Annotated in this window: 18 protein-coding genes; 6 read left to right on the forward strand and 12 right to left on the reverse strand. The window is 69.6% G+C overall.

Translation table 11 applies throughout. From position 1 onward, the window contains the following. Positions 1-9 precede the first annotated feature (9 nt). The 3 genes from OP79_RS29640 to OP79_RS29650 form a co-directional block, all read right to left on the reverse strand. Positions 10-957, reverse strand: coding sequence for a 3-oxoacyl-ACP reductase (locus tag OP79_RS29640; RefSeq protein WP_033324514.1), 948 nt, complete (start codon positions 955-957; stop codon positions 10-12). 84 nt (positions 958-1,041) lie between these two features. After that, positions 1,042-2,118, reverse strand: a complete 1,077-nt coding sequence (locus tag OP79_RS29645; protein ID WP_033324515.1) for a Zn-dependent alcohol dehydrogenase — start codon at positions 2,116-2,118, stop codon at positions 1,042-1,044. 21 nt (positions 2,119-2,139) lie between these two features. Continuing rightward, the gene (locus tag OP79_RS29650; RefSeq protein ID WP_033324516.1) at positions 2,140-3,012 is read right to left on the reverse strand and encodes a MaoC/PaaZ C-terminal domain-containing protein; all 873 of its coding nucleotides are present in this window, start codon (positions 3,010-3,012) and stop codon (positions 2,140-2,142) included. A 304-nt stretch (positions 3,013-3,316) separates the two neighbouring features. Here OP79_RS29650 and OP79_RS29655 point away from each other — a divergent pair, with 304 nt between their 5' ends. From OP79_RS29655 to OP79_RS29670, 4 genes are read left to right on the forward strand one after another with little or no spacing between them, the layout of a single operon-like run. Then, positions 3,317-4,240 (forward strand): ABC transporter ATP-binding protein, encoded by a 924-nt coding sequence (locus tag OP79_RS29655; RefSeq protein WP_033324517.1) that lies wholly within the window; start codon positions 3,317-3,319, stop codon positions 4,238-4,240. 17 nt (positions 4,241-4,257) lie between these two features. After that, positions 4,258-4,974 carry an ABC transporter permease gene (locus OP79_RS29660; RefSeq protein ID WP_033324579.1) on the forward strand — a complete coding sequence of 239 codons (717 nt, stop codon included), beginning with the start codon at positions 4,258-4,260 and terminating at the stop codon, positions 4,972-4,974. Positions 4,975-5,007: 33 nt separating this feature from the next. Continuing rightward, a complete protein-coding gene (locus OP79_RS29665; protein ID WP_078492087.1) occupies positions 5,008-6,306 on the forward strand; it encodes a sensor histidine kinase in 1,299 nt (432 codons plus the stop codon). 52 nt (positions 6,307-6,358) lie between these two features. Then, positions 6,359-6,991 (forward strand): response regulator transcription factor, encoded by a 633-nt coding sequence (locus tag OP79_RS29670; RefSeq protein ID WP_033324582.1) that lies wholly within the window; start codon positions 6,359-6,361, stop codon positions 6,989-6,991. 272 nt (positions 6,992-7,263) lie between these two features. On the opposite strand, the gene OP79_RS29675 is transcribed toward OP79_RS29670, so the two are convergent. The 6 genes from OP79_RS29675 to OP79_RS29700 all read right to left on the reverse strand — a co-directional run bounded on the left by OP79_RS29675 (position 7,264) and on the right by OP79_RS29700 (position 16,568). Beyond that, the gene (locus OP79_RS29675) at positions 7,264-8,676 is read right to left on the reverse strand and encodes a DHA2 family efflux MFS transporter permease subunit (protein WP_033324519.1); all 1,413 of its coding nucleotides are present in this window, start codon (positions 8,674-8,676) and stop codon (positions 7,264-7,266) included. A 159-nt stretch (positions 8,677-8,835) separates the two neighbouring features. Beyond that, positions 8,836-10,887, reverse strand: coding sequence for an RICIN domain-containing protein (locus OP79_RS29680; RefSeq protein WP_033324520.1), 2,052 nt, complete (start codon positions 10,885-10,887; stop codon positions 8,836-8,838). Positions 10,888-11,005: 118 nt separating this feature from the next. Continuing rightward, positions 11,006-13,048 (reverse strand): beta-galactosidase, encoded by a 2,043-nt coding sequence (locus OP79_RS29685; RefSeq protein WP_033324522.1) that lies wholly within the window; start codon positions 13,046-13,048, stop codon positions 11,006-11,008. 196 nt (positions 13,049-13,244) lie between these two features. Continuing rightward, positions 13,245-14,579, reverse strand: coding sequence for an ABC transporter substrate-binding protein (locus tag OP79_RS29690; RefSeq protein ID WP_033324523.1), 1,335 nt, complete (start codon positions 14,577-14,579; stop codon positions 13,245-13,247). Between the two features lie 104 nt (positions 14,580-14,683). Further along, the gene (locus OP79_RS29695) at positions 14,684-15,634 is read right to left on the reverse strand and encodes a carbohydrate ABC transporter permease (protein WP_033324525.1); all 951 of its coding nucleotides are present in this window, start codon (positions 15,632-15,634) and stop codon (positions 14,684-14,686) included. Positions 15,635-15,638: 4 nt separating this feature from the next. Then, on the reverse strand, positions 15,639-16,568 hold the full coding sequence (locus OP79_RS29700; protein ID WP_033324526.1) for a carbohydrate ABC transporter permease: 930 nt from the start codon (positions 16,566-16,568) through the stop codon (positions 15,639-15,641). A gap of 279 nt (positions 16,569-16,847) precedes the next feature. Here OP79_RS29700 and OP79_RS29705 point away from each other — a divergent pair, with 279 nt between their 5' ends. After that, positions 16,848-17,837 (forward strand): LacI family DNA-binding transcriptional regulator, encoded by a 990-nt coding sequence (locus OP79_RS29705; RefSeq protein ID WP_033324527.1) that lies wholly within the window; start codon positions 16,848-16,850, stop codon positions 17,835-17,837. A 59-nt stretch (positions 17,838-17,896) separates the two neighbouring features. On the opposite strand, the gene OP79_RS29710 is transcribed toward OP79_RS29705, so the two are convergent. From OP79_RS29710 to OP79_RS29720, 3 genes are all read right to left on the reverse strand, one after another. Beyond that, positions 17,897-18,202 carry a transcriptional regulator gene (locus OP79_RS29710; RefSeq protein WP_033324529.1) on the reverse strand — a complete coding sequence of 102 codons (306 nt, stop codon included), beginning with the start codon at positions 18,200-18,202 and terminating at the stop codon, positions 17,897-17,899. Beyond that, the gene (locus OP79_RS29715; RefSeq protein ID WP_033324530.1) at positions 18,199-18,696 is read right to left on the reverse strand and encodes a hypothetical protein; all 498 of its coding nucleotides are present in this window, start codon (positions 18,694-18,696) and stop codon (positions 18,199-18,201) included. The genes OP79_RS29710 and OP79_RS29715 overlap by 4 nt, the downstream gene beginning before the upstream one ends. A gap of 95 nt (positions 18,697-18,791) precedes the next feature. Next, positions 18,792-20,969: an acyl-CoA dehydrogenase family protein gene (locus OP79_RS29720; protein ID WP_033324532.1), complete on the reverse strand. Its 2,178-nt coding sequence runs from the start codon at positions 20,967-20,969 to the stop codon at positions 18,792-18,794. A 196-nt stretch (positions 20,970-21,165) separates the two neighbouring features. On the opposite strand from OP79_RS29720, the gene OP79_RS29725 reads away from it, so the two are divergent. Next, positions 21,166-22,713, forward strand: coding sequence for an MFS transporter (locus OP79_RS29725; protein WP_078492089.1), 1,548 nt, complete (start codon positions 21,166-21,168; stop codon positions 22,711-22,713). The last annotated feature ends 222 nt before the right edge of the window (positions 22,714-22,935 follow it).

A 22,935-nucleotide genomic window follows, 5' to 3' on the forward strand; every position in this document is an offset into this window, starting at 1 on the left:
CGGTAGGCATCAGGTGGACGTTTCGTGCTTCAGGCCCAGGACCTCCGTTGCCGCGAACGTTTCGTTCGGGGGGCGTTCCGCGTAGTACGGGGTGAGGTGCGTGTCCAGTTCGTCGTAGGTGAAAGCGTCCTGTTTGGTGTCGAACTTGGCTGACACTCGGGGGCGTTCGACTATTGCGACCATGCCGCCGTGGGCTACCAGGAGTTGGCCGTTGATGCGTGCGGCGGCGGGTGAGGCCAGGTAGCCGACCAGCGGGGCGACATGCTCGGGGGCGAGCGGGTCGAGGCCGTCGGTCGACTCCCCGGAACCGGCGAAGACGTCCGCTGTCATCCGGGTGCGGGCGCGCGGACAGATCACGTTCGCGGTGACGCCGTACTTTGCGAGGGCCAAGGCCGTGGAGGTGGTGAGGCCGACGATTCCGCCTTTGGCCGCCGCGTAGTTGGGCTGGCCTGCGGAGCCCGCGAGGAACGCCTCGGAGGAGGTGTTGACGATGCGCCCGTACACCGGCGCTCCCGTCGCCTTGGAGCGGTTGCGCCAGTGTGCGGCGGCGAAGTGGGTGGTGTTGAAGTGGCCCTTCAGGTGGACGCGGATGACGGAGTCCCACTCGTCCTCGGACATCGAGAAGACCATCTTGTCGCGCAGGATGCCCGCGTTGTTGACGAGGATGTCCAGCTGCCCGAACGTGGCGACCGCCAACTCGATCAGCCCCTGGGCCTGTTGGTGGTCGGCCACGTCACCGGTGTGGGCGACCGCTCGGCCGCCGGCCTGACGGATCTCGTCCGCGACCTCCTCGGCCGGCCCGGCCGACGCGTCGCCGGAACCGTCCCGCCCCGGCTGGCCGAAGTCGTTGACGACGACGGCGGCGCCGAGGCGGGCGAGTTCCAGCGCCTCCGCCCGGCCGAGCCCGCGGCCCGCACCGGTGACGATCGCGGCCCGCCCTTCAAGTGGCAGTGACATCAAGGTCCCTTCAGCCGTCGGCAGTCGGTTGGCGGAATGTGACACATCGACCCCGATGTGTCACATTCCGCGAATACACCTGGGTCAGATCTCGATGCACGTACGGAGCGCGACCCCCGTACGCATCTGGTCCAGCGCCTCGTTGATCTCGCTCAGCGGCACCCGGTGGGTGATCAGCCCCTCCAGGTCGATGCGTCCGGCACGCCACAGCGCGATGGTCCGCTCGTACGAACGCAGGACGTCCCCGCCGCCGTACATGCTCGGCAGGATCCGCTTCTCGTCGAAGAACAGCTCGAACATGCTGAGTTGGAGGAAGTCGTCCATGGCGCCGGCGCCGACGACGACCAGCGTGCCGCCGCGGCGGGTGTTCTCGTACGCAGTGCGGGCTGTGGCGGACTTGCCGACGACCTCGAAGACGTAGTCGAAGCCCTCGCCCGCGGTCAACGACTGCTTGATGTCGGGGAGTTCGTCCGGCGATACGGCCCTGGTGGCGCCGAACTTCAGCGCGGACTCGCGGCGTGAGGCCACCGGGTCGACGGCGACGATCTCGGCGGCGCCCTTGAGCCGCGCGCCCTGGATCGCGGAGATGCCGACGCCGCCGCAGCCGATGACGGCGACCGACGAACCGGCTTCCACATCGGCGGTGTTGAGAGCGGCGCCGAGTCCCGTGGTGACCCCGCAGCCGATGAGGGCCGCGATGTCGAAGGGCACGTCGTCCGGGATGGGTACGGCGCAGCCCGCGTCGACCACGACCTCCTCGGTGAAGGTGCCGGTGCCCGCCATGCCGAAGACATCGCCTGCGGGGCGCTTGAAGTTGGGTGTGCCCGCGTTCATGAACCCGGCCAGGCACAGTTCGGTCTGGCCGCGTTTGCAGGCGGGGCAGGCGCCGCAGGCGGGCAGCCAGCAGACGACGACGCGGTCGCCGGGCTTGACGTTCGTGACACCCTCGCCGACATCGAGGATCTCGCCCGCCCCCTCGTGCCCGGGCACGAACGGCCCCGGCTGCGGCAGGACTCCGGACATCGCTGAGAGGTCCGAGTGACACAGTCCGGTGGCCCGTACCCGGATCTTCACCCGGCCGGGACCGAAGCCTGCCACCTCGACGTCGTCGAGGACCTCCAGCTTGTCCTGGCCGATCTCGTGCAGTACGGCTGCCCGCATGGTGCGGCTCCCCTCAGGAGTTCAAGAGTGTTCGACGATGGTGTCGGCCAGCACCGGCGCGTCGTCCCGCTCGACCGCCGTCACCGTCACCCGGACCCTGCCGTCCTGGCCGCCTTGGCCGTCCTGCCACATGCGGATGCGGAGGGTCTCACCGGGGAAGACGACCCCGGCGAAGCGCGTGCTGTAGGAGCGGACCCGTGCCACATCGCCGCCGAGCAGCGTGTCGACGACCGCCTTGAGCGTGATCCCGTACGTGCACAGCCCGTGCAGGATCGGCCGGTCGAACCCGGCGCGCTTGGCGAACTCCGGGTCGGCGTGCAGCGGGTTCCAGTCGCCGGAGAGGCGGTAGAGCAGGGCCTGGTCCTCGCGGACGTGACGCTCGACTTCCCTGCTCGGGTCGCCTGTCGGCGGGTCGAGGCGGGTGGAGGGGCCGCGTTCGCCACCGAAGCCGCCTTCCCCGCGTACGAAGATCTGGGCGTCGTTCGTCCACAACGGGCCCTCGTCGTCGGCGACTTCGGTGCGCATGACGAGGATGGCGGCCTTGCCCTTGTCGTACACGGCCGCGATCCGTGCGGTGGCAACAGCCTTGCCCTCGGCGGGAATCGGGCGGTGCAGCTCGATGCTCTGGCCGCCGTGCAGTACGTGGGCGAGGTCGACCTCGACGCCCGGCATGGACAGTCCGCCGATCACGCCCGGAGAGCCCGCGCCCGCGACGGTCGCGAAGCTCGGCAGGACGTGCAGCCTGGACTCGAGGGTGTAACGCAGCTCGTCGGGGTCGGTCGCCGGGACGCCCGCGCCGACTCCCAGGTGGTAGAGCTGGACGTCCTTGTGGTTCCAGGTGATCTCGCCGGTCCGGGGCTCGGCGGCGAGGGCCTTGGCGGGGTCGATGGGCATGCGGCTCCTGACTGCTGGCGGATCTTCGGCGGAGAAGACCTCGGTGCGGCCGTCCGCACCGTCGGACGCACCGAGGTCGACCTCGGGCCGCGGAACCCGCCCGTTCTAGAACGCGTTCCAGTACGGCGACCCTCTGTATAGCCCAGCTCCCGGTACTTGTGAAGACTCCTGACGCTATGTCAGATGAGCTGCCCAGGGCTGTGGGCCTATGGGGCTGTGGGGAGCGGGCAGTGACATTTGTCCCGCCCGAGTCCGTACAAGCGCATCTGCCGTGCCCGGCCCCCGGATTCATAGCGTCGTACCCATGAAGAAAACGACTGGGACGACGCATCAGGCCGTGTCCTTCACGAGGGCGGTCAAGACCTTCGGCTCGGTACGCGCCGTGGACGGGATCGATCTGGAGATGGCGCGCGGTGAGACCGTCGCGCTGCTCGGCCGCAACGGCGCCGGAAAGTCCACCGCGATCTCGCTGCTCCTCGGCCTGAACGAGCCCGACGAGGGTGTCGTACGGCTCTTCGGCGCGGCGCCGGAAGAGGCCGCACGCGCGGGCCGGGTGGGCGCCATGCTCCAGGACGGCCGACCGGTGCCGCGGGTGACCGTGGGCGAGCTGGTCGGATTCGTCGCCCGTACGTATCCGGCGCCGATGCCGGTCGCCGAGGCGCTCGAGCTCGCGGGCATCGCCGAGCTGGCCGGGCGGCGCGTCGACCGGCTCTCCGGGGGCCAGACGCAGCGGGTGCGGTTCGCGGTCGCGCTCACCGGGAACCCCGCGCTGATCGTGCTCGACGAACCCACCGCCGCGCTGGATGTCGAGGCGCGGTACGCCTTCTGGGACTCGATGCGGGCGTACGCGCGGCGCGGCCACACCGTCCTCTTCTCCACGCATTACCTGGAGGAAGCGGACGCCAACGCAGACCGGATCGTGGTCATCGACCGGGGCCGCATCGTCGCCGACGGCAGCGGTGAGCAGCTCAGGCGGGCGGCGGGCGGCAACCTGGTCGCCTTCGACCTGGCGGGCCGCTCCACGGAGGGCCTGACCCTGCTGCCCGGTGTGGTGTCGGTGGAGGTGCGCGGGGACCGGGCGCGGCTGCGTACGGAGGACTCGGACGCGACGGTGATAGCGCTCGCCGGGATGGGTGCCGTGCGCGGCCTGGAGGTGGCGCCCGCGTCGCTGGACGACGCATTCCTGGCGCTGACGTCGGGCTCGTCGAGCGTGCTGGAAAGGGTGTGATGGCGGTGACTGGTGTGGTGTGGGAGTACCTGCGGCTCGAAGTGCGGCGGACGCTGCGCGATCCCGGCTTTGTGATCGGCACCGTTGTGATGCCGGTGACGATGTACCTGCTGTTCACCAACCTCGGCGGCGACGACAGCGGCTGGAAGACCGCCTCGATGGTCGGCATGGCCGCGTACGGGGCGATGGGCTCGGCCCTGAACACCGGTGGCGGCGTCGCCGAGGACAAGTCGACCGGCTGGCTGCGGCAGTTGCGGATCACGCCGATGACTCCGCGCCAGGTGGTGATCGGCAGGGCGCTGACCGGGGCGGTGACGGTGCTGCCGGCGATCGTTGCGGTGCTGGCGGCGGGCGGGCTCGTCAATGGCGTACGGCTGGATCTGTGGAAGTGGGCGGCGATCGCGCTGCTGCTGTGGCTGGGCTCGATCCCGTTCACGCTGCTCGGCCTGGGCAACGGCTACCGGCTGACCGCGCAGACGACCGGGGTCGCCAACTTGGCCTGCAATCTGGTGCTGGCCGTCGTCGGCGGCCTGTGGTTCCCGATCGCCCTCTTCCCGGAGTGGCTGCGCTCGGTGTCCGCGTACACACCGACGAACCGGTTCGCGCAGCTCGGCACGGCGGTCGCCGACGGGCATGCGCCGACCCTGGGGGCGGTATTGGTGCTGAGCCTCTGGCTGCTGGCCTTCGGCTCGTACGCTGTTACTTCGTACCGCAGGACCGCGCGAACCGTCTGAATCTGTCTGGAACCGTTTGAGCGGGGGCAGGGCATGTCCTGGATGACCAGGATCAATTACTGGCTGGCCTTGCGGCACGCCGAGGGCTGTGAGCGGGCCCGGGCCCAGAAGAAGACCGACCGGAAGAAGACCGGCCGGCCGCCGGAGGAACTCGGCCCGCCGCCCAGCGGCTTCGCCCTCCTCCCCTGGCTTCTGATGGGCCTGGGCTCCTTCTCCAACCTGTTCCAGGGCAAGACCCCGAACCCCTGGATCGGCGGCATCGGCCTGGTGGCCTTCAACTCCCTCTACATCGCGCTGGTGTTCCGCGCCTTCTCGAAGGAGGCACGCGAGGCCCGCTCCACCCGCCTGATGCTGATCGCGCTGGGCGTGGTGACCTGCACGCTGGCCATCGTCTACGGCGACAGCTGGCTGCTCTTCTTCCCGCTGCTCGGCCTGGCGACGGGCGCGATCGTACGAGGCCCGTGGCTCGGCAGGGTCGGCGTCGGCCTGACCCTGCTCGCGGGGGCCACGGCCGCGGTCCGGGACGGCTGGGGTGCGGTGAACGTCGCGTACGGCACCTTCCTCTCCACCATGGTGACCGCGGCGATCCTCTCCCTCTCCGAGGCCGTACGTGAACTCCGCGCCGCCCGCGAGGAGTTGGCCCGCCGCGCGGTCGAGGAGGAACGGCTCCGCTTCTCCCGCGACCTGCACGATCTGCTCGGCCACACCCTCTCCGTGATCGTGGTGAAGTCGGAGGCGGTCCGCCGTCTGATCCACCGCGACCTGGACGCGGCGCTGGTCCAGGTCGGGGACATCGAGTCGGTGGGCCGCCAGGCGCTCACGGAGATCCGCGAGGCGGTGACCGGCTACCGCGAGGGCAGCCTGGCCACCGAACTCGACCGGGCCCGCTCGGCGTTGCAGGCGGCCAGTATCGAACCGGTCGTACGCCAGTCGGGCCCGCCGCTCGCCGCCCAGACGGAAGCGCTACTGGGCTGGGTGATCCGCGAGGCCGTCACCAACGCCGTACGCCACAGCGGCGCGACCCGCTGCGAGATCGCGGTCGAGGGCGGCCCGGAACGCGTCTGCCTGCGCATCTCGGACGACGGCCGCGGTGCGCTTCCCGCGTCCGGCCCGCCCCCGTCGATCCGCGGCATCGGCGGCACCGGGCTCAAGGGCCTCACGGAACGCCTCGCGGCGGCGGGCGGCTCGCTGGAGGCGGGGCTCGGTCCACGGGGCGGCTTCGTGGTGTCGGCGGAACTGCCGGTGGAGACGGCGGAGTTGGGTGAGGAGGGGGACCCGGCGGACGTTTCGGAGAGGGCGCGCGTGCTGAAGCTGCCGGGGACGGCGGCCTGAAGAGCCAGGTCCGGAGTGTGTCCGCCCAGCCTACGCTTGGGCCGTGAACGAGATGCCCCGGGACCACCGTCCCGCCAAGTCCATCCGCGTGCTGCTCGCCGAGGACCAGGGGATGATGCGGGGCGCCCTCGCTTTACTGCTCGGGCTTGAGGACGACATCGAGGTGGTCGCGCAGGTGGCGGCGGGGGACGTGATCGTGGACGCGGCCCTGGAGTCGCGGCCCGATGTCGCGTTGCTGGACATCGAGTTGCCGGGGATCAGCGGGCTCGACGCCGCCGCGCGGTTGCGGGACGAGGTGCCCGACTGCCGGGTGCTGATCCTCACCACCTTCGGCCGCCCTGGGTATCTGCGGCGGGCCATGGAGGCGGGCGCCGCGGGGTTTCTGGTGAAGGACGGGCCCGTGGAGGAGCTGGCCGCCTCCATCCGACGGGTACTGACCGGCGAGACGGTGATCGATCCGGCGCTCGCCGCGGCCGCGTTGAGCGCGGGACCGAGTCCGCTCACGGCCCGCGAATGCGACGTGCTGAAGGCCTCCGCCGACGGCTCGACCGTCGCCGACATCGCCACCAGACTCCACCTCTCCGAGTCCACGGTCCGCAACTACCTCTCCTCCGCGATCGGCAAGACGGGCACCCGCAACCGCATGGAGGCGATGCGAGAGGCACGGCAGCAGGGCTGGCTCTGAGGCCCCGCGCCCCGAGGGGGCCGCAGGCCCTAAGGAGGCCGCAGGCCTTTTTAGGAGCGCGGGGAACTGCGCGACCAGCCACGACGCACCCGCAGCCGCGACACGACTGTCACCCTCCACCCCCTGGCGGGGGTTAGGGGCGCGGGGCTGTATCCATTTGCGGCTCCGCCGCGTGGGCGCGACCAGCGCCCCGAAGGAGGCCGCAGGCCTTTTTAGGGGCGCGGGGAACTGCGCGACCAGCCACGACGTACCCGCAGATACGAACCGCCCCTTCAAGCGGAGCGCTTCGGTAGCCACAGCAGCATCAGTACCGCGCCGCCCAGCAGCACACCCGTACCCGTACGGAAAGCCAATGCGTACCCCTCCGTCAGCGCCGCGGCCGACGTACCGCCCCCGGTCCGCGCCGCCGCGATCGTCGACATCACCGAGAGGCCGAGCGAACCGCCCATCGTGCGCGAGGTGTTGACGAGGCCCGAGACCAGTCCGGCGTCCCCCGGCGCCGCCCCCGACGTGGCCAGCGAGCCGAGCGGCGTCGCCGCCAGTCCGGCGCCGAGCATCATCAGGATCCCGGGGAACATGATCGCGGTGAGGTACGTACCGTCCGCGCTCATCGTCGACTGCCAGCCGAACCCGACGGCGGCCACCAGGGTCCCGAACACCGCGACATGGCGCGCCCCGGCGACGCGCATGAGGCGCGGCGCAAGCTTCGCGCCCAGCACCACCGCGAGCGAGCTGGGCATCAGCGCGAGGCCGGCCTCCAAGGGCGTATAGCCGAGCACGTTCTGGGCGTACAGCGTCATGAAGAACCACATGCAGAACATGGCCGCGCCGCACAGGAACATCGCCACGTTCGCCGACGCCACAGACCGTATGCGGAACAGCTTCAGGGGCATCAGCGGCGTCTTCGTCCGCGCCTCGACCAGCAGGAACAGCCCGATCAGCGCGGCCCCGGCAAGCAGCGGGGCGACGGCCGCGGACGAGGTCCAGCCCTCGGCCTCCGTCTGCACGATTCCGTACGCGAGGGTCGCGAGGCCCGCCGTGACCAGCAGCGCCCCCGGCAGATCCAGCCGCCGCCCGTCACCGGCCCGGCTCTCGACGAGCCACCGCAGGGCGCCGGCCAGGACGACGGCGCCGACGGGCACGTTGATCAGCAGCACCCACCGCCATGACAATCCCTCGACCAGGAGTCCGCCGACGAGCCCGCCCGCCGCGCCGCCGCCCGCGCCGACAGCCGTCCAGGTCGCGATGGCACGCGCGCGTGCCGCCCCTTCCGGTACGGCCGACGTCAGGATCGTCAGCGTCGAGGGCGCGAGCACCGCCGCGCCCAGCCCCTGCACGGCCCGCGCGAGCAGCAGCTGCCACTCCGCCTGGGCGAGCCCGCCGCCGAGCGAGGCGAGCGTGAAGAGGGCGAGCCCGATCAGGAACATCCGCTTGCGCCCGTACAGGTCCCCGGCCCGCCCGCCGAGCAGCATGAATCCGGCGAAGGCGATCGTGTACGCGTTGACGACCCATTGGAGGCCCGGCGCGCTCAGCCCCAGGTCGGCGCGCATCGACGGCAACGCCACATTGACCACAGAGACGTCGAGGACCACGAGGAACTGCCCCGCGCAGGCGAGCGCTACCACCACCCAGGCGGGCGGCGCGGAACGGCGGGACACGGGTCTCTCTACAGCGGCTCTGAGCATGGCAGTCATGCTCTCAACCGGCCCGCGCCCCGTACATGGGATTTTCGTCCGAGTGGGCCCTAGGCCGCGGGACCTACCACCCACCGGTACGGCAGAAAAACGTGACGCCTCCGGCCGCCGGACCGGAGGCGTCACGCCCCACGCACAGGTGCGAGTGGATCAGTCGGTCACGTCCGTGACCCTCCAGCGCTGGTTGGAACCGGAGTTGGGCGTCCACAGCGTCACAGCCGCGCCCTCGTTGGTGGCCTGTCCGCCGACCTCCAGGAGGCGGCCGGTGTCGGCGTTGACGAGGGTGAAGGTGCCGTCACCGGTCGTGGACATGATCCACTGGGTGGCCTTGTCGCGTCCGCCCTTGTCGGGCTCCACGATCGGGGCGCCGTCACGGACGGCGAGACGCTTGTCCTCCACCGGGTTGGTGAACACGTACCGCTGCCGGTTGTCCGTGTTACCGCTGATCTTCCGCAGCTTCCACTCCTGGCCGGCCGCAGCGGCACCCGTGGCGGCCGACCTGATGACCAGGTTGGTGCCGTTGTCGGCGACCGTCAGTGCCTTGCCGCTCTGGACACCGGTCAGCTCGTAGGTGTGGCCCTTCTGGAGCAGCGCGGCGTCCTTGGCGACACCGGACACGCCCTTGACGACGAAGGACGTCACCGACTGGGCGGGCACGGTGAAGGTGGCCTTGCGGTCGCTGACCTTGATGGCCTTGTGCCGCTCGAGCTTGTTGTCGGCGCTGGTCACCACGGGGGTGACGGTGGCGTTGCCGCTGACCTTGCCGAACTTCGACAGGTCGACGGTGACCGAACGGGCGCCGGTGGTGCTGTTGACGTGGACGACGCTCGCCCCGTCGCCCTTCTTGGAGACGGCGGCGGCGCTGGAGGTGTCGTTCACCTGGATCAGCCGGTCACCGGGCTTGATGTAGTGCGTGAAGTTCCGGGCGGTGTCGAACTTCGTGTTGGTGTAGATCGGGCACGACTCGAGGGTGTCCTCGGAGGTACAGCTGAACGGGAGCTGGATGGAGCCCCAGTTGCCGCCCTTCGCGGACTCCCCGCCGGGCTTCATGTTGTCGTAGTCCTCGACCGGCTGCCAGAACACCCAGGCGCTGGGCTCCAGTTCGCGCAGGTCGTCGACCATGCGCTGGGCGAGGCCCAGGCCCGGACGCATGTCCGTGAAGCTCTGGCCGTCGCCCCAGTCGCCCTCGACCTCGCTCATCCACAGCGGCTTGTCCTCGGCCTTGGCGAGATCGCGCGCGCTGGTGCGGCCGCCGGTGCCGTAGGTGTGGACGTTCATCTGGTCGACGAGGTCGCGCACCTCCTGCGGGTAACTGAGCCAGTTCTGCGTGAAGGTGCTCGGGTTGGTCTCGTCCATCGCGGAGATCTCCGCGTCGGTACGGGACTTCTTCAGCACCGGGGCCAGCGCGCGGAGCACCTTCTGCTGGAGTTCGGGGCCCATGTGGGCCCCTTCCTGACGGCCGCCGACGGGCTCGCCGTCGGGTCCCAGCTTGGTGCCCCAGTAGTCGGTGTTCGGCTCGTTGAACGGGTCGAGGGTGTCGACGTCGATCTTGTGGGCCTTCTCAAGGCGCTCGGTGGCGCCCACCAGGTACTTGGCGAAGTCGTCGATCGACTCGGGCTTCAGCTGGTCGGTCTTGGAGTCGAAGCCGCCGGATACGTAGCCGCTCTCGGTCATGAACCAGGGCGGCGAGTTGCTGAACGTCTCCCAGTGGGTGATGTCCTTCTTGATCCGGTCCACCCACCAGCGCTGGGTGGCGTCGGCCTTCGGGTTCCAGTCGTTCTTGTCCTCGGCGCTCCACCAGTCGGTGTCCTCGCGGGTGGTGCCCGCCGGGGCCTTCCACCAGCCCTCCACGGCGCCGCCGGCGCGCAGGTAGTCCTTGACGTCCGGGGCGTTGCCGCCGCCGATGTTGTAGCGCGCGATGTTCAGGGCGAGACCGGAGTCGTCGAAGAGGAGCTTCGCCAGCTTCTCCCGTACCGCCGGCGGATAGTCGCCGGTGGCGTTCGCGAACCAGACCAGGCTGGTGCCCCAGCCCTCGAACTTGTCGTGCTTGTAGGAGGGGTCGGGCCGGACGGTGACGGAGGGGGTGTCCGCCTCCGGGACCTGTGCCGTGGACGACGGGGCGGAGAGCAGGGCGGCCCCGGTGGCCAGGGCGGTGAGGCCGGCGGCTCCGAGGAGCCGTCTGTTGCGGGTGCGGCGTGCCATCGTGTCGTGTGCTCCCAACTGCGGTGGTGGTAGCTGCGGTGGTCCTCCCACCCGTCGGGGCAGGAGGGATGGCCCTCGGACGGGTGCGGTGCTGTCCGAGGAAGTCCAAGTGCGGGGGTCAAGTGGTGGGTTGCCGTAGTACGGCGACGCCCCTGGGTTCCAGTACGAGATCGCCGTCGGCGTCGGTGGTGCCGTGCAGGACCTCTCCGGTGAGGCCGGTCAGCGGCACTGCCGAATCGGTCCGGTTGACCAGGAACAGGAAGCGGGCGTCGGTGCCGCGGCGTACGGTCTGCTCGACCGACCCGCGTGCGGCGGCGGGCAGTTCGCTCTCGACGTCGGCCGGGGCGAGCAGCCGCGGCAGCAGCGCTGTGAGCCCTTCGACACCGAGCCGGGTGGAGACGTACGCGGCCGAACCGCTGCCCGTGGACCGGCGGGTCACGGCGGGCCGGTCGGCATACGTACCCGTGCGGTAGTGGGCCAGGACCTCCGCCTCCGGGTCGGTGACGGTGATCCGGTCGGTCCACAGGGAGCCCGTGCCGACATCGTCCAGGTCGACGCTCTCGCCTTCGAGCAGCGGACCGAACTCCTCGATGCGGATGCCGAGCAGTTCGCGCAGGGCGCCCGGGTAGCCGCCGAGCCAGATGTGGTCGTTCTCGTCGACGACTCCGGAGAAGTACGTGGTGACCAGGTGGCCGCCGCTCTCGACGTACCGCGTGAGCTCCTTGGCGAGTTCGGCGGGGACGACGTGGAGCACCGGCGCGATCAGCACCCGGTGGCGGTCGAGGTCGGTGCGGCTGGTGATGAGGTCGGCGCGGATGCCGAGGGCGAGGAGCGCGGAGTACCAGTCGAGCGCTTCCTGGCGGTAGTCGAGCAGGGAGGTGGGGTGGGAGTCCTGCTCGCTCGCCCACCACGAGTCCCAGTCGAAGAGGATGCCCACCGGGGCGGGTTCGCGCTCGCTTCCGGCGACCGGGGCCAGGGTCTTGAGGGTGTCGCCGAGGGCCACCACCGCGCGGAAGAGGTCGCTGTCCTCTCCGGCGTGCGGCACCATCGCGGAGTGGTACTTCTCGGCGCCGGCTGCCGACTGCCGCCACTGGAAATAGCACACGGCGTCGGCGCCGTGCGCGACATGCAGCAGCGAGTCGCGGGCCAGGTCACCGGGGCGCTTCGCGACGTTGACGGGCTGCCAGTTGACGGCGCTGGTGGAGTGCTCCATGAGGAACCAGGGCCGCCCGCCGGCGATGCCGCCGGTCAGGTTGGCGGAGAAGGACAGCTCGTCGCGGTCCTGGGGGCCGGGGTGGACGTAGTGGTCGTTGGAGACGAAGTCGATCTCGCCCGCCCAGTCCGGGTAGTTCATGCCCTTGGTGCCGTTCATCACCATGAAGTTGGTGGTGATCGGCACGTCGGGGGTGATCTCCCGCAGTACGTCCCGTTCCGCGCGCAGATACTCCTTCAGCGCGTCGGAGGAGAAGCGCTTGAAGTCCAGCTGCTGGGTCGGGTTCGGGTGGGAGGCGGTCAGCCGGGGCGGCAGGATCTGCTCCCACTCGCTGTAGCGCTGGGACCAGAAGGCCGTACCCCAGGCGTGGTTGAGGGCGTCGAGCGTGGTGTAGCGGGCGCGCAGCCAGTCGCGGAAGGCACGGGCGGCGTCGTCCGAGTAGTCGTAGATGTTGTGGCAGCCCAGCTCGTTGGAGATGTGCCAGGCCACCAGGGCGGGATGACCGGCGTAACGCTCGGCCATCTTCCGCACCAGGTGGAGCGCGTACTGGCGGAACACCGGCGAGGTGGGCCGCCAGTGCTGCCGCGCCCCCGGCCACACCGTCTCACCGGAGGCGGTCACCGGAAGGATCTCCGGGTGCGCCGTGGTGAGCCAGGGTGGCGGGGACGCGGTGGCGGTGGCGAGGTCGACCCCGATGCCGCCCGCGTGCAGCAGGTCCATGATCTCGTCGAGCCACCCGAAGTCCCACTCGTCCTGGGCCGGCTGGATGCGGGCCCAGGAGAAGATCCCCACGGAGACCAGGTTGACGCCGGCCTCACGCATCAGCCGTACGTCCTCCTCCCACACCTCACGAGGCCACTGCTCGGGGTTGTAGTCGGCGCCGTACACGAGGCGTGGGGTGGAGTCACCGTCCGGCCCGTGCAGCTGGGACAGGAGGGTGGAGATCATGGTGGTCCTTCCGGTGTGCGGCACGGGGCGGCGGGGGCGTACCTCGGCTGAGCAGCCTTGGTGAAGGCCGGTGCAGTACCGCGCCCTGTAAGGGGCGCGGGGAACTGCGCGACTAGCCCCCACCGGCCCGCAGCCTCATCACTGCACTTCCAGCGGAGCGCTGTCGCACGGGCGGCGACGTGAGGGCGTACCTCGACTACTCGACGGTGAAGCCCTGCTCCTTGCCGTACTTGATGGAGGCGTCCTGCCAGGTCTTCAGGCCCTCGGAGAGCTTGGTGTCGGAGACGTACGCCTTGCCGACGGTGTCGTTGAAGATCGAGTTGGCGTACTGCTGGAAGGGCAGGTACGACCAGTCGTCGGACACGTTGGCCGCGGACTCGGCGAAGATCTCGTTGGCCTTCTGCCCGTCGAAGTACTCGAACTCCTTGCTCTGGAACTCCGGGGACTCCAGCTCCGCCTTGGTCGCCGGGAAGGCGCCCTCGTCGATGCGGGTCTGCACGCCGTCGCCGGAGTTCGCGTACTCGGCGAAGGCGTAGGCGAGTTCCTTGTTCTTGCCCAGCGTGGGCAGGGTCAGGGAGCTGCCGCCGTTCTCCGCGCTGGCCTTGTCGCCCTTGGTCCAGGCAGGCATCGGCGCCGCGCGCCAGTCGCCGGAGGCCTGCGGCACGCCGGTGACGAAGTTGGCGGGCATCCAGGCGCCGGTGGTCAGGGTGGCGATGGTGCCGTCGCCCAGGCCCTTGTACCAGTCGTCGGTCCAGCCGGTGATGGGCGAGACGAGCTTCTCGTCGATGAGCGGCTGCCAGGTGTCGGTGTACTTCTTGGCGTTGGCGTCGGAGAAGTCGACCTTCACGTTGGTGCCGTCGACCTTGTAGGGACGCGAACCGGCCTGCCACAGCAAGCTGGTGGTGAAGCCCGCGTCGCCCGCGTCGTTGGCGATGAAGACCTTCGGGTCGGCCTTGTGCAGCTTGCGGGCCGCGTCCACGTACTCGTCCCAGGTGGTCGGGACCGCGACCTTGTGCTTGTCGAAGACCGCCTTGTTGTAGAACATCGCCATGGGGCCGGAGTCCATCGGCAGGCCGTAGACGGCGTCACCCTCGTTCACGGCGTTCCACGGGCCGGGGGTGTACTTGTCCTTGAGCTTGTCGGCGCCGAAGGGGGCCAGGTCGGAGAGGCCCTTGGTGAGGGCGTACTGGCTCAGCGCGAAGTACTCGACCTGCGCGACGTCGGGGACGCCCTTCTCGGCCGAGATGGCGTTCGTCAGGGCGGTGTAGTGCTTGTCGCCGGACCGCTCGGCGACGAGGTTGATCTTGACCTTGGGGTACTTCTTCTCGAAGTCGGCGGCGACCGTCTTGAGCGTCGGCTCCCAGGCCCAGACCGTGACCGTGCCGCCCTTCTCCAGGGCTGCCGTGATGTCGTCGCCGGAGACCGGCTCCCCACCGGCGCTGTCGTCGGAGCCGCCGCAGGCGGTCGCGCCGAGGGCGAGGACGGAGAGGACTGCTATGCCGCGCATCAGGCGGCTTGTGGTTCTGCGCATGGAGGTGCTTCCACTTCTTCGTGGGTGGGACAGGGTGAGGGTTTTGACGTTGTGTGGGGGCGTGGGGCCTTCGGGGAGGGTCAGGGGGCTTCTGATGGGTCCCCCTATTCCTTGACGCTTCCGGCGGCGAGCCCGGACTGCCAGTACTTCTGCAGCAGCAGGAACGCGGCGATCAGCGGCACGATGGTGAGCAGCGAACCGGTGATCACCAGGTTGAAGATCACGTCACCGCCGATCGTCTCGGCCTGGGAGTTCCAGGCGCTCAGCCCCAGGGTCAGCGGATACCAGTCCGGGTCCTTGAGCATGATCAGCGGCAGGAAGTAGTTGTTCCAGGTCGCGACCGTGGTGAACAGCAGGACGGTCACGATGCCGGGGGCGAGCAGCGGCAGGGCGACCTGGAAGAAGGTGCGCGCCTCGCTCGCTCCGTCCACGCGGGCGGCCTCAAGGAGTTCGACGGGGATGGCCTCGGTGGCGAACACCCACATCAGATACAGACCGAAGGGCGAGACGAGCGAGGGCAGGATCACCGCCCACGGGGTGTCGGTCAGCCCCATCTTGCTGAACATCAGGAAGGTCGGGACCGCCAGGGCCGTACCCGGGACCGCGACCGCGCCGATGACCGTGGCGAAGACGGCGCGCTTGCCGGGGAAGTCGAACTTCGCCAGCGCGTAGCCGCCCAGGATCGCCAGGAAGGTGGCCCCGCCGGCGCCGAGGACGACGTACAGCAGGGTGTTCAGCAGCCAGCGGGTGAAGATGCCGTCGTTGTACGTGAACGTGTCGCTGATGTTGGACCACAGGGCGAAGTCGTCGGCGAACCACAGCCCTGAGGAGTCGGCAAGACCTTCCTGGGTCTTGGTGGCGCTGATGACCAGCCAGATCAACGGCACCACGGTGTAGAGCAGCATCAGGCCGGTGAGCACGGTCAGCAGGACACTGCGCTTGGGGCGCCCGGGAGTGTGCTTCTTGCCGGGCGTACGCAGCCGGGGGGTGCCCTTGCCGGAGCCTGCGGCCGGAGCGGCCGGGGTCTTGGCGGCAGCGGTGAGAGGGGTGCTCATCGGGTCACGCTCCCTTGCGCATGCCGCGAAGCTGCACGATGTAGGCGATCACCATGGTGATCAGCCCCATGATGATGGCGACCGCCGCGGAGTAGTTCTGCTGCTGGCCGTTGAAGGACAGCGAGTACGTGTAGAAGTTCGGCGTGTAGTCCGTGGTGATGGCGTTGCGCGCCAACTGCCGCAGGATGTTCGGCTCGTTGAAGAGCTGGAAGCTGCCGATGATCGAGAAGATCGTCGCGATGACGAGGGCGCCACGGATGGCGGGGAGCTTGATGGCGGTGATGACGCGGAACTGTCCGGCACCGTCGATCTCCGCGGCCTCGTAGAGGGAGTGCGGGATGACCCGCAGCGCGGAGTAGAAGATCAGCATGTTGTAGCCGACGAACTCCCAGGTGACGATGTTGCCGATCGACGCCAGGACCAGATCGGTCGAGAGCGGGTCGGGCAGCGTGACACCGAAGGCCTCGTTGATGTCGCCCACCAGGCCGTAGCGGGTGCCGTACATGAAGCCCCACATCAGGGTGGCGACCACGGCGGGCACCGCGTACGGCAGGAAGATCGTGATCCGGAAGAAGTCCTTGCCGTACAGCCGTCCGCTGTCCAGGGCGAGCGCGATCAGCAGGGCGATGCCGAGCATGATCGGCACCTGGACGACGAGGAAGAGCGAGACCCGTATGAGGGAGTCCCAGAACCGGTCGTCCTCGATGGCCTGGGTGTAGTTGTCCAGGCCGACGAACTGGTTGCCGCCGATCAGCTGGTCCCGGAAGAGGCTGAGGTAGATCGAGTAGGCGATGGGGGCCAGGAAGACGAGGGCGAAGACCGCCACGAAGGGGCCGATGAACCCCCACCCCTTCCAGGAGCGGCGGTTCCGTTTTGCCGGGGGCCGGGGGCCGGGGGGCCGGTCCGCGGCCACCGGCGGTTCTAGCGTCGTCATGTCGTTCCTCGTTCAATCCATCCCGGAACCGGCGTTGTGCGCCGCCGAAGATGTTTGCGTAAACATTCCTCTTTGCGAGGGTCCATGGGCTGTTATGTTTACGTAAACATCTGATGGCGGAATGTCTACACTGCCCCGATGACGACGGTCAAGGGTCGGCAGCGGAAACTGCGCCCCGAGCGACAAGGGAGACGGGTGGACACTGCGGACGGTGCGCCGGCGCCCCGGGCACGAGTGCGTACCAGAACAAGAGCAGGTCGTCGCGCACAGAGCGCTTCCATGGCGGATGTCGCTCGGCTGGCCGGCGTCTCCTCACAGACGGTCTCCCGCGTTTCCAATGGTTATGAAGGCGTGACCGAGGAGACCCGCCGCCAGGTGCTCGCGGCGATGGAGGAACTGGGCTACCGCCCCAACAGCGCCGCACGCGCCCTCAAACGCGGCGAGTTCCGCACCATAGGGGTCATCACCTTCGGCTTGGCCACCACGGGCAACGTCCGCACTCTGGAGGCGATCGCCACCTCCGCGGCCCACGAGGGCTACGCCGTCACACTCCTGCCCGTGGCCCTCCCCACCCAGAACGAGGTCCGCGGCGCGTTCTCCCGCCTGGGGGAACTGGCTGTTGACGCCGTCATCGTCATCCTGGAGGTGCATCTGCTGGACGCGGTGACCCTCTCCCTGCCACCGCACGTCCACATCGTCGTGGCCGACTCGGACGCCGACGACCGCTACACCGTGGTCGACAGCGACCAGGCGGGCGGCAGCCGCACCGCCGTACGCCACCTCCTGGACCTCGGCCACCACACGGTCTGGCACCTGGCCGGCCCCGAGGAGTCGTACGCAGCGGAGCGCCGCGCCCAGGCCTGGCGCACCGAACTCACCGAGGCCGGACGCCCCACCCCGCCTCTCGTACGGGGCGACTGGTCGGCCGAGTCCGGCTACCGTGCCGGGCTCGAACTGGCCCGCCAGAAGGACTGCACGGCGATCTTCGCCGCCAACGACCAGATGGCGCTCGGCCTGCTGCGCGCCCTGCACGAACAGGGCCGGAAGGTACCGGAGGACGTCAGCGTCATCGGCTTCGACGACATCGCCGAGGCCGGGTCCTTTCTGCCTCCCTTGACCACGGTTCACCAGGACTTTGCCGAGGTGGGGCGGCTGTGCGTGGAAGGGGTGCTGCGGCAGATGCGCCACGACGAAACCGAACACGGCACCACGCTCGTCCCAACACGACTGGTGGTACGCGACAGCACGGCACCGCCGCCGCCCCGGTAACCGCCTCACCCCACCCATTCCGGGCCGTACGACGACCGTGCGCGGACGCTGCAGAAGCGCTACGGCCCGACGATGGCGCGCAGGGCGGCGAGATGGGCCTGGTAGGCATCGCGCCCCTGGTCGGTCAGGCGTAGCCACACACGTTGGCGGGTGTCGCGGACGGCCTTGCGCTGCTCGACGTAGCCGGCCTCCATCAGCACGGTGACGTGCTTGCTCAGCACCGAGGCGGAGACGTCGAGCTGCCGCTGGACCACGGCGAACTCGGCCTCGCCGGCGGTGTCGAGCAGGGCGCAGATGCGCAGCCGGTTGGGGGCGTGGATGGTGGTGTCGAAACCGTCCATGGGGTCGGTGACGGCGTTGTTCACGAGGCTTTCCGGTGCAGGCGTACGAAGGCGAGGTGGAAGCCGATCGACACCGCGGCGCCGATGACAGAAGCGGCGAACAGCCACAGCGGCTCACCGGTGAGGCGGAAGACGAGGACCGAGCCCAGCAACAGCGTGGGCAGCCCGATCATGAGCGGCACGACGGCGCGCTTGGGCAATACGTCCAGGCGCAGCGCCACGCCGGTCGCCTTGCGCCAGTTCGCGGCGGCGACCCCGAACAGCAGCCAGAAAGCCGCGGTCATCACCACCATGAGGACGCCCCAGGCCACATTGGGCAGCAGCCACTCGCGGCTTGCCACCATGCCCCCGTAGACCGGCGGGAAGGCAGCGATGTACAGCGTGAGCGTGGTGACGAACCAGCCCGGCCACGGGGTGGCGGACAAGGCGGCGGCGGACGCTCGGACCTGCTCAGTGTCGGCGAGCGCGGCGCGGGCCTGCTCCGGGGTCGGGCGGACGACGCCTCCGTTGGTTTCCATAACGGAAAGACTAGCCGTGTGTTTCCAGCACGGCAAGACATCACTTTCCACTACGGAAAATATCGGGCGCGGCTCGTCCGCATGGCAGAGAAACCTCAGTCCCGCGGCAGCCCGAGAATCCGCTCGGCGACCACGTTCAGCTGTACCTGCGTCGTGCCGCCGGCGATGGTGAGGCACCGGGAGAGCAGGAAGCTGTGCACGGCCCGCTCCCCCGGCCCCTCGCACAACGCGCCCTCCGGGCCGAGGAGTTCGAGGGCGAGTTCGGCGACCTTCTGCTGGTGCACCGTCTGCATGAGCTTGCGTACGGAGGCCCCCGCGCCCGGCTCGAGGCCCGACACCTGCTGGATGGTCGTACGGAGGCCGATACAGGCCAGCGCGTGCGCCTCAGCCATCAGGGCGCCGAGCCGGAGCCGTACGGCATCGTCCAAGTCCCTGGCCAGGAGTGCCTCGATACCGGTGCCGAAGGTCAACTGGTCGGCCATGTGGACGCGTTCGTTGCCGAGGGTGTTGCGGGCGACCTTCCAGCCGTCGTCGACGGAGCCGACCACCGCGTCCGCGGGGAGCAGGGCATCGTCGAAATAGACCTCGTTGAAGAGGGATTCGCCGGTGATCTCCTTCAGCGGACGGACATCGATACCCTCCGTGTTCTTCATGTCGACGACGAAGTACGTGAGCCCCTTGTGCTTGGGCGCCTCCGGATTCGTACGGGCGAGCAGGATCCCGTAGTCCGCCCAGCGGGCCGAACTCGTCCACACTTTCTGCCCGTTGACCCGCCAGCGCCCGTCGTCCATCCGCTCGGCGCGCGTCCGCAGCGAGGCGAGGTCGGACCCGGCGCCGGGTTCCGAGAACAGCTGGCACCACAGCACGTCCCCGCACAGCGTCGGGAGCAGATACCGCTCCTGCTGCTCCCGCGTCCCGTACGCGATGAGCGACGGTACGACCCAGGTGGCGATCCCCAGATCACTCAGCCGTACGCCCGCCGCTGCCAACTCCTCCTGAACGGCAAGCTGTTGGACGGGGCCTGCACCGAGCCCGTACGGGGCGGGCAGATGCGGGGCGGCGTATCCGGTGGGCGCCAACTCCCGCCGTACGGCAGCCGGTTCAAGACCACGCACCCGCTCCACGACCTCACGGGCCGCCGCACGGTAGCCCGCTGCCCCCTCCGGCAGATCCAGCCGCAACTCCCTCCGTACGCCGCCCTCCGCGAGCCGCACGGCGCGCAGCCGGTGTACGTCGCCCGTGCCGAACAGCTGCCGCGCCACCACCGCCCGCCGCAGATACAGATGAGCGTCGTGCTCCCAGGTGAACCCGATCCCGCCGAGGACCTGGATGCAGTCCTTGGCGCAGGAGTACGCGGCGTCCAGGGCATCGGCGGCAGCGAGGGCCGACACCAACTCCCGTACGTCGTCCGGTTCTTGAACCGCCCGTGCCGCGTCCCAGGTGAGCGCCCGGGCCCGTTCGACCCGTACCAGCATGTCGGCGCACAGATGCTTCACGCCCTGGAAACGCCCGATGGGCTGCCCGAACTGCTCGCGGACCTTGGCGTATTCGGAGGCGGTGTGCAACGCCCAGGCGGCGGTGCCGCAGGCGTCCGCGGCGAGAACGACGGCTGCCAGGTCGCGCACCAGCGCGGAGTCGACGGCCTCGACGGGGAGAACACGCTCGGCGGGGACGCGCACCCCGTCCGCCCGGACCTCGGCGGTCGCGCGCGTAGGGTCGGCGCTCTCGTGCGCCCGTACGACCAGGTCGGCGGCATCGACGGCCAACCACACCGGACCGCTTGCGCTGTCCGAGGCGGTCAGGATCAGCAGGTCGGCGTCGGCCCCGGACAGCACGGGCGCGGCGGCCCCGTCGAGGAGATACCCGCCCCCCTCACACGAGACAGCGGTCAGCGACCCCGCCCCGAACGCGACAGCCGCCACCCGCTCCCCCGAGACCAGCGCCCGCACCAACTCGTCCGCCTCATCCACGCCCGCGCGGACGAGCACGAGCGAGGCGATCAGGCTCGGGACGTACGGCCCCGGCAGCGCGGCCCGCGCGGCCTCCTCCACCACCACGGCCAAATCGAGGAGGTCACCGCCTCCGCCGCCGTACGCCTCGGGCAGATGCACACCGAGCAGCCCCTGCGCGGCGAGCCCGTCCCAGTACGGAGGTCTGCCCTCGCCGGGCGAATCGAGGAGTTTGCGCACTTCTTCGGGCGGCACCGCACGCGCGATCCACCCGCGCACGGCTTCGGCCAACTCCCGCTGTTCACGCGTGATCCCGATGCCCATACAGGCCTCGCCTCCCCAAGGTCGGCGAAAGAGTAGAACACGTTCCAATCCGATGGAAGGTCAGGCACCGCCCGGATACTGACGCCGGGTCAGATGGTCAAGAATTCGTTAGGGACCCGAAGCAACGGAATAGTTGCCTTGGCGCACGGGGTTCACCATGCACGTACCGCACTCACGTCCCCGGAGGCCCAACCCGATGCCCGAGACCCAGACAACGACGGACCAAGGCCCCACACGGAGGCCGATCGGGGCAGGCGCCGGCACTGGCGCCGGAATCGTCCCGGTACTGGCCTTCGCGGGCATCGTTGTCGCGGTGATGCAGACCCTGCTCGTGCCGCTCATCAAGGACCTGCCGGAGCTGCTGAGCACCTCCCCCGGCAACGCCACCTGGGTCATGACCTCGACCCTGCTCGCCGGCGCCGTGGCCACACCGATCATGGGCCGCCTCGGTGACCTCTACGGCAAGCGGCGGATGCTGCTGACGAGCCTGGCCGTGATGGTGGTGGGTTCGCTGATCGCCGCTTCAACCAGCGAACTGCTGGTGATGATCATCGGCCGCGCCCTCCAGGGCTTCGCGATGGGCGCCATCCCGCTCGGCATCGGCCTGATGCGCGACGCGCTCCCGCGCGAGAAGCTCGGCTCGGCAATGGCCCTGATGAGCTCGTCGATCGGCGTAGGCGGCGGACTGGCACTGCCCCTGGCCGCTCTGGTCGCACAGAACGCCGACTGGCACGCGCTGTTCTTCGGCTCGGCGGCCCTCGGCACCCTCTCCATCCTCCTCACCCTCGCCTTCGTACCGGAGTCCCCGCTGCGCGCAAAGGGCACCTTCGACGTACTGGGCGCACTCGGCCTCTCCGCGGGCCTGGTCCTCTTCCTCCTGCCGATCACGAAGGGCAGCGACTGGGGCTGGAGTTCGGGCACGACGCTCGGACTGTTCGCAGCGGCGGCGGTCGTCCTCTTCCTGTGGGGCGTGATGGAACTCCGCGTCCAGGCCCCACTCGTGGACCTGCGCACCACGGCCCGCCGCCCCGTGCTCTTCACCAACCTGGCCTCGATCATGGTCGGCGTAGCCTTCTACGCCGTATCCCTGGTCCTCCCCCAACTGCTCCAGCTGCCCACGACGACCGGCTACGGCCTCGGCCAGTCGATGGTCGTCGCAGGCCTGTGCGTGGCACCACTCGGCCTGACGATGATGTTCACGGCTCCGGTGTACGGGCGCCTGTCCGCCAAGTACGGCCCGAGGACCACGCTCATGATCGGCATGCTGATCATCGCGGTCGGCTACGGCGCCGGCCTCGGCCTGATGAGCGCGGCCTGGCAGACGGTGGTCATCGCGGTGGTCCTGGGCGCGGGCATCGGCCTCGCGTACTCCTCGCTGCCCGCACTGATCATCGGCGCCGTCGACCCGTCCGAGACGGGGGCGGCGAACGGCCTCAACACGTTGATGCGCTCGATCGGTACGTCGGTGTCGAGTGCTGTGATCGGAATGGTGCTGGCGAACACGGCGAACCAGGTGAACGGGGTCGCGGTTCCCACGATGCACGGCTTCAGGGTTTCGTTCTTGATCGCAGCCGGGGCTGTGGCGGTCGGGCTGCTGTTCGCACTGCTGCTGCCACGCGCTCCACGGGAAGGGCGGTTGAAAAGCCGCGGGTCGGCTGTAGCTGAGCACCAACCGCTCCGCGGGAAAGGGCCGCACGAAAGCTACGAACTGGCTGCGGCTGAGCACCAACCGCTCCGCGGGTAGGACGCCGCGGAGCGACTGTGGCTGAGCGCGCCCACGCGGCGGAGCCGAACATGGATACAGCCCCGCGCCCCTGAAGGGCGCCCCGTCCTTTGCGCGGGCCGCCCGGGCGCGTCCAGGCGCGGGGCGACATGTGTCCACCGCGAATGTGACACTTCGGGGGTCACCTGTCACATTTCCCAGAAACAGCCTCCCCCTCCCCGGCTGGCCGCCGCCCACGCACAA

This window comes from Streptomyces yerevanensis (genome assembly GCF_000716805.1).
GTDB lineage: Bacteria > Actinomycetota > Actinomycetes > Streptomycetales > Streptomycetaceae > Streptomyces > Streptomyces flaveus.